We start from the raw sequence: 13059 nt of genomic DNA on the forward strand, positions 1-13059 counted from the left end.
CCTGTCGCAAGTCCCCCCGGCAGCAGGTGTGAATCCGAATGTACGACGCGACACCCGACACTCGCGACCGCCGAACGCCAGCGCACGGCAAACGGTGCCCACCGCAACCAAACGCATGCGATCCGCTACCGATCACCCTGTGCAGGCCAGCCGAAACGTTCTGTCGCACTGGTGCCGGCGGGCGTTGGTTGTGGAGGGCAACGGGTACGACGAAGAGAACGCCGGCAGCACCGGATTCGATGACAGCGGCAACAGTGGTTGCCGCCGGCAGAAGCTGAGAGGTTTCACGCCGCGCGAACGCCTCTGACCAACGCGAGGGCCGCGGGAAACTCCATCTCCCGCGGCCCTCCCGCCTTCGGTTACCTCTCCACGACCGGTGTCAGGGCTACCGAGCGATCGTGTACCGGAACATGTCGCTTCGTAGTACCTCGCCCGAGACCTTCACGATGCGCAGGGTGTGCTGCCCATCCTTCAGGCCGGCGCGGGTGAAAACCTGCCGCATCGTGACACGCGCCTCGTTGAAGAGGTTCACCCGACCGACGAGCTTGTTGTCGAGGTAGACGTCAGCTTCGCCCTGATCCGGACCCAGCGCCGTGATCCAGTCGACGCCCGTTCCCTTGAAGGCGAACTCGATCGCCGCACCATCCGCTGTCGCGGCGTGAACGTCGTTGCGGTAGTCACCACGGAAGCTGAAGTCCAGCTTCGTGGTACCGGTCGGCTGAGCCGCGAGGTACGCCTTCTTGATCGTCACGACCCTGCCCTCGACGGTGTAGTCAGTGCCCTTGACGAGGTCCGCGCCGCCGTTCGCGATCGCGACCAGCTCGCCGGGATCGCGCCCGATCTCGACGCTGACATCGGCCTGGGCGGACGGCTCCTTGTCGAAGCCCGCCGTACCCGGGTTCAGCAGGCTCTCCTGCCGCACCACCAGCTTGTCCACCAGCATGAACGATCCCGACTTCTTCACCCCGCGGATCGTGTGACTTCCGTTCGGCAGGTCCGAGATGCTGTACACCACCTGCTGGACGGCGCGCCCTTCGGCGGGATCGCGATGGGTGTCGACAGTCTCCTTGAAGGCGCCGTCGATATAGATGTCGACCTCACCCTGTGAGGAGTCCTTCTCCGTCACGTAGTCGACGCCGTTGCCGACGAAGCTGTACGTGAAGGCGTCGCCGTTGGTCTCCGTGTACTGGACGTCGTCCTGATAGTCACCGAACCCACGGCCCGTGCTCCGGCTCCACGAACCCGTGTAGACGATCTGTGGGTCGTCGTTGTTCAGCTCCACCGTCCGTACGCTGGAGGTGGCCGCCGTCCCGGCCGCGGGGGTCCCCGAGTCCGTCACCGTGACGGTCAGCGGCTCCGACACCGCCGGAACCTCGCGGTTGCCGTTGCGCTGCCAGGCGCCCTCGTAGGAGACCCGCAGATCATCGTCGTTGACCCGGATCGCCGAGTTCCTCTGCGGCGTGACCTTGAACAGGCGGACACCATGCGGCGGCACCGTCGCGGCGGTGTAGCCGGACGCGAACTCGCCCAGATTCTTCTTCGCCCACAGATCGCGCACCGTCGCCGAACCGTCCAGACCGAGGTCCGCCCAGTTCGCCGTCATGTTGGCCTCCGTCGTCCCGAGATTGAACAGGGCAACGGTGTACGAGCTGTCCGCGTTGAGCGAGTACCACACCTGCCGGTTGGTCTTGGTCGACACCGGTTGCGCGGGGCGCCCGGCCTGGTTGACCGCGATCACCTCGGGGTTCGTGAGCAGTTCCAGCCCGTACGCATCGAGCTTGGTCAGGTCGTTACCGACGTAGAACGGAGCGGCGGAGATCGCCCACAGCGTGGCCGCCGTACGACGCTCGTCCTTGGTCAGCCCGTCCATCGTGCCGTTGCCGACATTCAGCGAGTCGAGGTCGTTCCACCCACCCGGTCCACCATGGCGCCACCAGTCCGCCACCCTGGGAAAGAGCCGCGAGATGTTCGGCCAGGCCGTGAGCGCCTCACCCGGGCAGTAGCACTCGACGTCCCAGTCGAGCCGCCATCCGTTCGCCCACTGCTTCCAGTAGTCCGCGTAGTTGATGTCGAGAGCCCAGGAGAGTTCGAGCCAGATGTTGTGACGGGCGAGAGCCTGTGACCATCCCTTGACCTCGTCGCGGGCATCGAGAGACAGATCGTTCTTGCCGGAGCCCGGGGTCACGCTGTCGAATTTCAGGAAGTCGACGCCCCAGGAGGCGAAGAGATCGGCGATCGAGTCGATGTACGCCTGGGCACACGGCTTCGTCATGTCGATGCGGTAGCCGAAGCCCCAGTAGTCCCCTTGCTGCAACGGTTGCTTGGCCAGATCTCCCGTCGTACACCCCGGGTGTCCGTACACGGGGAGGTTGGCGTCCAGCATCGCCTTCGAGATGCCCGGGATGCTGTAGAGCCCGACCTTCTGGCCGTTCGCGTGGATGTGGTCGATCACCGCCTGCAGTCCGTTCGGGTACAGCTTCTTACTCGGCACGGGCCGGCCGTACTCGTCGGTGCCGCCGTTCCACGCCGCGTCGATGTTGATGTACTCAAATCCGTACGGCTGGAGTTTCTTGTGCATCGCATCCGACTGGGCGATGATCTGGTCCGCTGAGATCCAGTTGCCGCCGTCGTTCGAGTACACCTGCATGCTGTAACTGCTCCAGCCCATGTAGGGCTTCCGCGCCGCCTCCCCGGCCGGCCCGAGCGTAGGGCTCGCCCCGGCGGTGACGCCCGCCGGAGTGCTGATGCTCGCCGCGCTGTCCGCGCTCGCCGTCGTGGTGACTCCGCGTGGCCCCTGCGGCGGCCCACCCGGGCCAGGTACGGCGGCGGACAAGCCGACCGGCCCGACGGCGACGACGGCGAGCGTTGCGAGTACGCCGCGCGTCGCCCTGGTTCGAAGGGATCTGGTCATGAGCGGTGACCTCTCTGATCTGACAGCCGAGACCCCTGGGACTCGCGGTCTTCGACACACGTTTCCCAGGAACACGGATCCGATAGGATATTGGAGCCTTTACTTAACTCTGTCAAGATTTAGAGCCCAGCGGCTCCGCCGGGTCGCGATCGTGTTCGCGATCCGCGAGCCGTCCGGGACAGGTTCGTGGCCGAGACGCGGGGCAACCCGCTCGCGCGGAGCCGCACAGCGGGCCGGCAGGTCTCGCTGACGGTTGCCAGTGGCAACTGTGTGGGAAGCGGGTGCTTGAAGCGGGTTGATGATTCAGTTGGATGACTGAGGTCTGGTCGAAGCGGGGGGTTGCCAATTAGGCTTGATGACAGGGCTGGGTGGTCGGCGGCAGTCGGCGGTGGAGGGCGTGGACCCATGCTCTAACGGGGTTCTCCCGGGGGATTCGATGACGTGGGTGCTCAACCTTGGCGTTGGTTCACGTACCAAGGCCATCGCGCGCGCGATCAGCGGCGCGCACCCGGACCTGCGGTTGGTCACCTCCCCCGAACCAGGTGAGCTCACCGGCGTCGTCGTGTGCTCGACCTTCTCCCGCGATCTCGAGCAGACGCTGGCGATGGCGGCGTCGTCCAACGCCCATGTGATCGTCGTGTCGGAAGCCGGGCATCGCCTCGAACCCTGGTCGCTGCTGGCCTGTGGCGCGACGGATCTGATGATCTGGCAGGACGATCCCAGACCGATCCAGGCTCGCCTGGAGCGACTGATCGAGGTGGAGAACGTCGTCGAGTCCCCGCCCGTCGCCGACGTGATCCGGGGTACCAGCCCGGCCCTGAGACAGGCTCTGCGAGACCTGGTCACGGCCGCCAAGTTCGGCGGTGGACCGATCCTGATCACGGGTGAGACCGGGACCGGGAAGGAACTGGCCGCGAAGGTCGCGCATGCGGTCAGCGCCGCCGGCCGGTCCGGGCATCTCGTCGTGGTGGACTGCACCACTATCGTCCCCAACCTGTCGGGCTCCGAGCTCTTCGGCCACGAACGGGGTGCGTTCACGGGTGCGGTGAGTGTGCGGACCGGCGCGTGCGCCGCGGCGAACGGCGGCACGCTGATGCTCGACGAAGTGGGCGAACTCCCGCTCGAGTTGCAGCCGGAGCTGCTGCGCGTGGTCCAGGAGGGGATGTACAAGCGGGTCGGCGCCGACACCTGGCAGCACACGAGCTTCCGGCTGATCTGTGCCACCAACCGCGTCCTGGAGGACGACGTCACGGCCGGCCGGTTCCGGGCCGACTTCTACTACCGCATCGCGGCGTACTCGGTGCAGCTCCCGCCGCTGCGGGACCGGCCCGGCGATCTGATCCCACTGTTCCGCAGCTTCGTGTCCGAGGCCCAGGGACAGGCCGAGCCGGCCGAGGTGACTCCCGAGGTGGAGGTCGCGTTGCGGCGACGCGAATATCCCGGCAATCTCCGCGATCTCCGCCAGCTCGCTCATCGGGTCGCCTCACGACATGTCGGTCCGGGACCGGTCACACCAGGAGATCTGCCGCCCTCGGATCGGCCGTTGGGCCATGACAGTACGACGGACAACCACGCGCCGACCCTGATGGACTCGATCCGCCAGCAACTGCGGCAAGGCATGACCCTTCGCGAACTGCGTGACTACGTCGCCGACCTCGCGGTCACGGCGGCGATCGAAGAATCCGGTGGCAGCATCCGCGCGGCGGCGGCCCGGCTGGGTGTCACCGACCGGGCATTGCAGCTCCGACGCGCGAAACGCCGTACCTAGGCAACCTCTCGGTCGGCCATCGCCTCCAGCTCCGACGCCAACTCGGCGTACAACGGGTCACGCAGTTCGCGCGCCAGCTCGCGGTAGAAGTCGGCGAGCTCGGAGTAGGTCATGTCCGGGCCCGGTGCGGGGCCGCCCGCGGTCGTCCACTTCCGCTGCGGAGTCGCCAGCGCGACCGCCAGTTTCACCCGCTGCTGGACTACGGGCTCGACCGCCCAGCCGAATGCGGGCGCATGGTCCACCGGCGGGTGACTCATCGTCGGTTCCAGTTTGGTGAATCCCAGGTAGTGCCACCTCCCGGGCTGGTTGTACGCCGCCAATGTGGGTTTCGGCTTGGCGTTCACCACCACCGCGTAGACCCGCAGGTACTTCGCCACGCCCTTGCTGAGCGGATTGCCGCGGGAGTCGGTCCCCACGTAGGTCGCGAGCACCCCGCTCTGAAGGTTCGCCTTCTCCAGGCGGGCGCCGAGCTGTGCCAGGCCGGAGCGGATCCCGGAGAGCGTGTGTGGCTTGATCTCCACGTACCCCGGCGTGCGCAGAGTCAGGCTCTGCCCCGGCGAGGATGCGGGCGGAAGGAAGCTGGTCGCCCAGTTCCGGACCTCGGACTCCTGCGGTGTGATGGTCATGGGCTGTACCTCCGGTTCTGGGTGGCCGCTCGGTCAGTCGACGTGCGGGCCGAGCGGCGGGCGGTCCGGGTCAGTCGCAGCAGGTTGCCGCCGAGTACCTGGGCGGCGTCCGCGGGTTCGAGGTGCAGGGCGTGGATCTTGCTGATCTCCACCGCGGGATGGAGGAACGGGCCGTCGGAGCCGAACAGCACCTTGCCCGGCCCGGCCCGTCGTACCGCATCCACCAGTACGTCGAAGTAGCGCACGCCGGCGGTGTCGGTGAAGAGGTTCGGCAGTCGCACGAGTTGGTCGACGAAGGCGATCTGGGCTTTCCAGTCGTCGGAGAACGACGACAGGTGCGGGATGATCCACGCGACATCCGGGTACGCCGTCGCCGCCATCTCCACCGTCGCGGTGTCGCCGGCCGGGTCGTAGAGGATCGGCAGGTTGCGGCGCCGGGCCACCTCGGCGATCTCACGGGTGATCCGGCCGTCCCGCCAGTGGACCTTGATGCCGCACGCACCCCAGGCTCGTGCCTCGTCCACCAGGACGGCGATCCGCCCGCGATCGGTCACCGGATTGACGAAGGCGAAGCCGAGGTAGCACCGCGGCTCGGCTGTCACCATCGCGCCGACCGCCCGGTTGGCGCAGCGGTAGTCCGAGGTCAGCGGAGCCAGCAGCACCGTCACGTCGATGCCCGCCTCGCGAGCGCGCACACGATAGTTGTCCAGCGATGCATCGGTGTCCCACGGACCCGTGAACCCGTCGCCGAGGCCGGCGTGGCAGTGCGAGTCGATGACCGGAGGACGTCTCATGCCGCACCCCGTCGTACAGCGAGCGACCGCAAAGCAACCGTGAGCCGGTCGAGATCGGCGGGCGTGTGATCAGCCCGCACCAGAAAGGTGAGCATGACGCCGCGCCGGCACCGTGACTGCTGCAGTACGGCGCGGATGCCGGCTGACTGAAGCTCGGACCACCACCGGTGGGCATCTGAAGCCGGCAACCAGATGCTCACGACAGGGAACGGCCTGCCGTTGACCGTCAGGCCGATGTCACGCAGGCGGTTGCGAAGGCGCAGCACATGCCCTTGCAACCGGGTACGGCGAGTGCGGTTCTCGTTCGAGTCGCGCAGAGCCCTGCTCGCGGCAGCCAGGTCGGCAGCCGAGGGCGGGCTGCTGTGCACCCGGTTGCCGCCCTCCCCCGCCAGTCGCCGGATCGTCGAGCGGTCGCCGGTCGTCACTGCCAGCGGCGCCCCGCAGGCCTTGGCCAACGAGGCGACCCAGACGACGGCCTCGTGATCCAGCCCGCACCAGTTCGGCGTACCGCTGCCGTCACCGAACACATCCCCTTGCCGTCTGCTGCCGAGGACACCGAAGGCGAGTGAGTCGTCGACGATGAGGGCGCCGCCCGCATCGCGCACGAGACTCTGCAACTCCGGCAGTGGCGTCGGCCGGTTGCAACCCGGGCACCACCCGTCGGTCAGCACGAACAGCCGCCGACCGGGCTCGAGGACGATCGACTCCGGGCGGTGGTGCGCATATCGGCGTACCAGAGCGCCGTTGGCCGCCGCCCGCAACGCCGCCCACCCGGCGAGCGAGTAGGCGGCCGCGTCGATCGCGACGATGTCGCCACGTTGCGGGAGCATCCCCATCACATCCATCAGCGCATGCAGTGTCGAGCGGCCGACGACGCCCGCCTGCGCACCGTGCGCTGCGGCCACGGCGGCAGCGACCCGGTGCGCAGCGGGCGCCTCATGAAGCACCGCGGGTACGCCGGTCGTGAGCGAAGCCCACGGCGGCAGCGACGCGCTGCCGTGGTGCAGGCCGAGGAACAACGACGACGTGAAGTCGAGCCCCGGGTCCGGTGCGACATGACCGGTCACGCTCGGCGGATCTGCCGACCGCCGCGGCGAGCCAGCAGGACCGAGGGCATGGTGGCGTCGACCGTGGTGGCCAGATCGACTCCGGTGACGGTCCGGTAGGCGTGCATGTAGCGCTGGATCTCGTTGCGCCACGTCAGCGCCCAGTTCGCCGCGTCCTCGCGGGTCCGGCTCGACTCGTTCCAGCGTCCGTGCCGGATCGAGAGCAGGATCTGCTCACCGTGGACAGCCAACTCGAAGAAGTGCGTGATGCTGGCCTCGGGCCATCCCTGGATGCTCTTCATCGTGTCGACCCGGTCCATCCAGTCCTCCTCGTACGGGACCATGGTCGGCCCGCCGAGGAACTCCCGCATCTCCGGCTGGGCGAGGATCCACTGCATGGTCAGCATCTCCGCGCGTGCGACCAGTGGCAGGTCGGCGAACTGGTTGTGCGCCCCGTGCGCGAGCACGAGATGGACCTCGCGCAGGCTGCTGAGCAACGGGAACGCGTCCGCGTCGACGGTCTTGTCGTCCCGTTCCTTGTAGAACTCGTGCGCCGCGTGCAGCAGCGCGTGGAAGCCCTCGAGGAACTGCGTCCGCCGATCCACCATCGTGTACGGCGGTGGCACGGCCCGGCCGACCAACGGCAGGCCGTACTGGACCATGTACTCCGCCGCACGCCGGCGCACGGTCAGACGACTCTGCTCGTCCTCGGTGAACCCCCACAGCAGATTGCGCAGTGGTAGCAGCGGATTGAGGTCGAACCGGGCCAAGGCGTCGTACTTCGGCCCGATCCGGCGGTTCTGGAACCGGGCGAGGATATGGTTCATCGTCTGGACCAGACCGCCCTCCTCGTGCCAGTAGTTCCAGATCAGCTCGACGAACGGCACATTCGGCAACGGGAAGTCGGCCGGGTCGACGGCCGCACCCCGGATCGACGGGCCCGGGCCGGTGGTTCCGCCGACGGCGGGATCGAAGCGCAGGAACGGCTGGGCGAGATCGTCGCGCTCGCTGCTCACGTACGACCGCTGAAGGCTGTCGATCACCGTGTCTCGGGAGATCTCGTGTTTGAGCAGCCGCTTCCGCTCGACCGCACGTAGCGGGTCGGCGGCGGCCTCGACGAATGTCTCGGCGGCCCGGAAGAGCCGGCGGTAGGCGTCGGTGCCGAACCACTCAGGACCCGACAGCCCGGTCAGCCTGGGCCGGACGAACTCGTGGAACTCCTCGAACCGCAGTTGGTCGGTGAGTTGGCGGATGAAGCTCCAGAGCACCTCGTCCTCGCTCTGCGGTGGATCGCCCGACACGAGCGCCACCGTCTGCGTCGGCACCTGCGGCACGATCGCGGGGAGCACCTGGATGTCGATGTCCGCGACCTCGGTGTCGTTCTCATGCACTTTGGGTGTGGCCGTCTTGACGGCCTTGAGCTTCTTGAGTCCTTCCGTCGTGAAGAGGACCTCGGGTTCGAAGTCGTCGCCCAGCTCCATCGTGTGCATGATCTCGGCGCTGACACCACCGAACGGGTGCTCGCCGGTCGCGAGGTTGGAGAAGGTGAACCGGTACCTGCCGGTCGGCTCACCGGCGTTGAGCAGGATCTTCAGAACGGCCAGTTGGCCTGCCCGGATCGGGTCCGGGATCCACGAAATCTCCACTGTCGTGTCCTTTCGATAGGTCTTATGACGCCCGGCTCGCGGACGGCACGTGGTTGCTGGGTGGCCGTTGGACAACGTCGAGGCTGCTGCGGACCGCCCAGGCTCGGAGCAGTGCCGACAGCAGGCGGCTCTCCGCCTCCGGGCTGATCAGGCCGGCCGCCTTGGCCTGGCCGATGACTGCGAACACCAGCGACGACGGCTGGCGTGCCATCACCGCGATGTCGCCGGCCCATTCCCGATGCAGGCGGATCAGCCGGGTCGGATGGCGTTCCCGTCCCGGCCAGATGTCGCCGAGCCGCTGACCGTGCAGGGCGGGTGAGCGATGCGCGAGCAGCAGCCGGACGAACGCCGGGATCGAGGCCTCGAGCCGCTCGAGGTCGGTACGACGGACGGCGGGCAGATCGTGGGTCGGATAGAGCTGCTTCCAGGTGTGCCGCATCGCGGCCCACTGTGGATGGGGATAGAGGGCCTCGCCGATGGTCGCGCTGACCAGGACGCGCAGGTACGGAACCGGATGCGGGTCGCTGCCGGACGGCCGGAAGACGAAGAAGGACGGCAGGCTGACGACCGCGAGCAGACCGACGGTGGACGCGATCCCGAGCTTCCCGACCGACCAGCAGTCCGCGACGATCTCGCTGATCCAGGTGTCCCAGGTCGGCCAGCATCCCTGTGGGTCATCCTTCGCCGCCCGGGCGAGGTCGAGCCGCAACGACTCCACCAGCCGCAGCTGTGCGGCGCCCTGATGCCCCACCTCGTGGACCAGTGAGCTGGCGATACCACTGCCGACCATGCGCTCCCTGGGGACCCGGATGATCGCGACCGGGTTCGGCACGCCGCCGGGCAGTCGCGTCCGGGCCCGGCGAATCGCGGCGCCTGGACCTCTCGAGAGGTAGCAGACAGCGGGGACCTGCTCGTAGCCGTCGAGCCCGAGCCGGAGCGCGTCCCGGGCCAGTACGTCGAGGCCGGACAGCCAGACACCGGTCTCGTGCTCGCTGCGCTGGGTGATCACCTCGGTGAACAGATCGAACTGCGACAGCACGTCGTTGAACCCCAGTCGGATCAGGACGAAGCGTCGCTGCTGCTCGGCAGCACCGACCCCGCGGCCCTGACCGTGCAGCCAGTCGAGATAGCCATGGACCTTCTCCCGAAGGCGGCCGCGGCTCGCGTGCAGGAAGCGCTCGATGATCAGCTGCGCGTCGTACGGCACGGCCGCGGCGAGCACCATCGTCTCGTGCAGCGCGAAGGGCCGCACCTGGTCCAGCCGGGCCAGCAGCCCGCGCGCCTCGTGCTCGAGCAGGCGGGTCGCCAAGCCTCCGGGATCGACCATCGTTACCCCTCAGGCACCCAGCAGGACGATGCGACCGCCCCGGCGGATCCAGCGTCCGGACTGCGCCCGCGACCCGCTGCCGCCGGACGGACGGCCCTGGGCCGCGCCCTCGCCTTCGCCCTCGCCGGTCTCGTAGTAGTCGTCGCCCTGCCACCACTGGTCGGGCTCGTCGCCGCCACCGGCGTAGTCGTCGCCACCGCCGAACCACGGCACCGGCTCGGCGTACTGCCAGGACCGGCGCGACCGGCCACCGCCGTACGACCTGCGGCGCGAACGCCACGGCGACTGCCGCTGGTCCGATGTGAGCAAGCTGGGCGCATAACGCCGGGCAGCGCTGATGCCGGCCGCACGGACGGCTGCCCGCGTCGGTACATTGCGCGGCGCTCGCGCGGCGTTGGAGTAGGCCCCGCGAGCGAACCGGACATAGCGGCTCGCTGCCTCCCACTCGGCCTCGACCTCACCCATCGACTCGGCTTCCTGCGCCTCGAGCAGGCCACCTGCCATCGATCCCAGCTTGGCGCCGATCGCGGTCCCCGCACCCGGCAACACCAGCGAGCCGAGCGCTCCGCCGACAGCCGGCAGCGCCGTCTTGGCGACGTTCTTGAGTACGCCGCCCAGCGCCTTGCCGATCGGCGACTTGACGAACTTGGACGCGCCCTTCATCACACTGCTGGCGAGCTTGCCGAGGAACTGGTCCAGCTCGGCCTCGGTGGTGATCTCCAGCAGTTCCTGGACGAGCTCGGCCTCCATCGCCTCCGCTTCGCTCTCGTACGCCTCCCCCGACTCCCACTCGGACTCGGCCTCACCAGGAAACTCGTAGCTGTCCCGCGGGATCTCAAATGCCTCGTACATGCCGGTGTCCCTTCTCAGTTGGCTGTGTCATGCGTCGAGCACGATGATTCGGTTGCCACGGCGGATCCAGCGGCCTTCCATACCGCGGCCACCGCCTGCTGCCCCTTGGGCTCCCACCAGTCCGGGAAGATGCCGTTGCGCCGCGGCGACGGCAGCCCGCTGGGCCGCCACTTGGGGCGGCACGGTCGGAGGCGCTTGCGCCGCTCGGCGGGCGGTCTCGTTCGCGAACCGGACGAAGGCGCGTGCGACCTCGTACTCCTCGTCCTCCGCCGACAGCCCCTCGGTCTGTAAGCCGAGCTCCAGCCGGCTGCCGGCCCATTGGCCGGCGCGCTGACCGAGCGCGCCACCGCGGCCGGGGGCAACGGCGTCCCCGACGACCCGCCCCAGTTGCGGCAACGCCTGTTTCGCCGCCGACTTGAGGACGCCGCCGACCGCCCGGCCGGCATCGGATCCGGCGAAGCTGCGGACAGCGGAGATGGCACCGCTGACCAGCTTCCCGAGGAACCGGTCGAGTGCGGCCTCTGTCGTGATCTCCAGCAGCTCCGACGCCAGCGCCAGTTCGCTTTCCGACGTCTCGCCGTACTCCTGGTACTCGTTCTGCTCGCCCTCGCCGAAGGCTTCGGACTCGAACAGCGCCCGGTCGATGTCGTGCATAGAAATCTCCCTCTCCGCGTGGTCTCACCCCACCTACTGCACAATTCGTGCCAACTCGGTGGAGCGCAGACAGCGGGCGAGCGCACGAAGCGTCCTTCGCCCGGAGGACCCGGACCGGACCGCGGGCCGAAGTCAGGTTCGGCGCAGTCCACCCGCCGCGATCCCCAGTTCGGCGCGGTACTTCGCCACCGTCCGGCGGGCCACGATGTGTCCGCTGTCCGCAAGCGCGCGGCACAGCCGGGCATCGCTGACCCGGCCCGTCGCCGCCAGCTCCGCGATCCGCGCCTTGATCGCCACTGCCCCACCCAGAAGGTCAGCGAGCGGGACGATCTCCCCGTCCGGGTGGCGCAGCGTCTTGCCGGCGACGCAGCGACTGACCGTGGACGCGTGCAGCCCGAGCTCGACCGCGACGTCGGTCCGGGTGAGCGGCACATGCGCCGCCGCGCCACGCTCGAAGTAGCCCGCCTGACGATCGACCATGTACGCCGCCACCCGGCGCAGCACGCTGGCCCGCGTATCCAGCTGGCGGAGCAACTCCCGCGCAGCCCGTTCGTGTCCAGCAAGCCAGGCCGACGCGTCCGCGTTCGCCCGCACGGCCGGCTGTACGTCGGCCAGGCCCAGACCGAACCAGTCACTGTCGGGCACCTCGACCTCGAAGACTCCCGACCGGGTGCGATAGACGAACACATCCGGAATCCCTGCCGATTCCGGCCGCTCCGGCACCTCGACGACGGCGACGGGCCGCAGTCGCGCACGGACGAGCCGGAAGGCTGCTTCGACCGCCTGCGGCGAGATCCCGAACGCTCGGGCGACGGTCGCCGTGTCCCCTGCTGCGACAGCCTCCAGGTGATCGCGGACCAGATCGACGATCCACGGTGCGGCGTCCCCAGCCGTGACGAGCCCACGTGCCTGGGCGAGCAACAGGTCGACGACGGAGGTCTCCGCGACGCCGACCGGCCCGGCCGCCTTGATCGCTCGTACCGTTTCGGCGATCACGTCCGGCGCGAGACCGTGTGCCGCCGCGATCTCGCCCGGCTCGGCATCGAGCAACCCGCGCCCGCTGAGGTGGGCGATCACGACCGGCAGCGCCGCTCGGCAGTCGGACCTGATCTCACAGGCGGCCGCCGCTTCCAAGGTGTCGAAGGGCATGACGGCTGGATCACGTCCGGCGTACCGGAGCACACTTGAGCACCGGGGGCACTTGCTCGACGTGCAGTGACGGCCGCATCCCGGGCAGACCGAGCCCGCCGATCTCTCCAGCATCGGGTTGTCGGTGAGTGCCTGCTCCACGGTGCCGATCAGGGCGTCGTACCCGAGCGGCAACAACCGGAGCGACTGCAACAGGCCGGGAACAGCCCGGAGCTCGGCCCGAGCCTGCAACTCCAGCCCCACTACCGGCCCACCCGACCCGGTCCCCACCTGTCAACGGTAGTCC

At 68.6% G+C, this 13059-nt stretch carries 11 protein-coding genes; 2 read left to right on the forward strand and 9 right to left on the reverse strand.

All coding sequences use genetic code 11. The features are described from left to right. Nucleotides 1-139: 139 nt before the first annotated feature. Nucleotides 140-307 carry a hypothetical protein gene (locus tag EV652_RS45020; RefSeq protein ID WP_206752115.1) on the forward strand — a complete coding sequence of 56 codons (168 nt, stop codon included), beginning with the start codon at nucleotides 140-142 and terminating at the stop codon, nucleotides 305-307. A gap of 78 nt (nucleotides 308-385) precedes the next feature. On the opposite strand, the gene EV652_RS41735 is transcribed toward EV652_RS45020, so the two are convergent. Continuing rightward, on the reverse strand, nucleotides 386-2911 hold the full coding sequence (locus tag EV652_RS41735; RefSeq protein ID WP_132216350.1) for a X2-like carbohydrate binding domain-containing protein: 2526 nt from the start codon (nucleotides 2909-2911) through the stop codon (nucleotides 386-388). Between the two features lie 436 nt (nucleotides 2912-3347). Here EV652_RS41735 and EV652_RS41740 point away from each other — a divergent pair, with 436 nt between their 5' ends. Further along, nucleotides 3348-4679 carry a sigma-54-dependent transcriptional regulator gene (locus EV652_RS41740; RefSeq protein ID WP_158441536.1) on the forward strand — a complete coding sequence of 444 codons (1332 nt, stop codon included), beginning with the start codon at nucleotides 3348-3350 and terminating at the stop codon, nucleotides 4677-4679. Here the strand turns inward: EV652_RS41740 and EV652_RS41745 are convergent. The 8 genes from EV652_RS41745 to EV652_RS41780 all read right to left on the reverse strand — a co-directional run bounded on the left by EV652_RS41745 (nucleotide 4676) and on the right by EV652_RS41780 (nucleotide 13043). Further along, the gene (locus EV652_RS41745) at nucleotides 4676-5305 is read right to left on the reverse strand and encodes a hypothetical protein (RefSeq protein WP_132216356.1); all 630 of its coding nucleotides are present in this window, start codon (nucleotides 5303-5305) and stop codon (nucleotides 4676-4678) included. The two genes, EV652_RS41740 and EV652_RS41745, sit on opposite strands and share 4 nt — an antisense overlap. After that, nucleotides 5302-6099 carry an amidohydrolase family protein gene (locus EV652_RS41750; RefSeq protein ID WP_132216359.1) on the reverse strand — a complete coding sequence of 266 codons (798 nt, stop codon included), beginning with the start codon at nucleotides 6097-6099 and terminating at the stop codon, nucleotides 5302-5304. Before EV652_RS41750 ends, EV652_RS41745 begins: the two co-directional genes overlap by 4 nt. Continuing rightward, a complete protein-coding gene (locus tag EV652_RS41755; RefSeq protein ID WP_132216362.1) occupies nucleotides 6096-7166 on the reverse strand; it encodes an aminotransferase class I/II-fold pyridoxal phosphate-dependent enzyme in 1071 nt (356 codons plus the stop codon). The genes EV652_RS41750 and EV652_RS41755 overlap by 4 nt, the downstream gene beginning before the upstream one ends. Then, nucleotides 7163-8791, reverse strand: coding sequence for a hypothetical protein (locus tag EV652_RS41760; RefSeq protein WP_132216365.1), 1629 nt, complete (start codon nucleotides 8789-8791; stop codon nucleotides 7163-7165). Before EV652_RS41760 ends, EV652_RS41755 begins: the two co-directional genes overlap by 4 nt. Before the next feature lie 22 nt (nucleotides 8792-8813). Next, on the reverse strand, nucleotides 8814-10118 hold the full coding sequence (locus tag EV652_RS41765; RefSeq protein ID WP_132216368.1) for a hypothetical protein: 1305 nt from the start codon (nucleotides 10116-10118) through the stop codon (nucleotides 8814-8816). Nucleotides 10119-10127: 9 nt separating this feature from the next. Continuing rightward, nucleotides 10128-10970, reverse strand: coding sequence for a hypothetical protein (locus tag EV652_RS41770; RefSeq protein WP_132216371.1), 843 nt, complete (start codon nucleotides 10968-10970; stop codon nucleotides 10128-10130). Nucleotides 10971-10997: 27 nt separating this feature from the next. Further along, nucleotides 10998-11624: a hypothetical protein gene (locus tag EV652_RS41775; RefSeq protein ID WP_132216374.1), complete on the reverse strand. Its 627-nt coding sequence runs from the start codon at nucleotides 11622-11624 to the stop codon at nucleotides 10998-11000. A gap of 132 nt (nucleotides 11625-11756) precedes the next feature. Continuing rightward, complete coding sequence (locus EV652_RS41780) at nucleotides 11757-13043, reverse strand: RNA polymerase factor sigma-54 (RefSeq protein ID WP_132216377.1); 1287 nt, start codon at nucleotides 13041-13043, stop codon at nucleotides 11757-11759. Between the last annotated feature and the right edge of the window lie 16 nt (nucleotides 13044-13059).

The organism is Kribbella steppae (assembly GCF_004342025.1).
GTDB classification, from domain to species: domain Bacteria; phylum Actinomycetota; class Actinomycetes; order Propionibacteriales; family Kribbellaceae; genus Kribbella; species Kribbella steppae.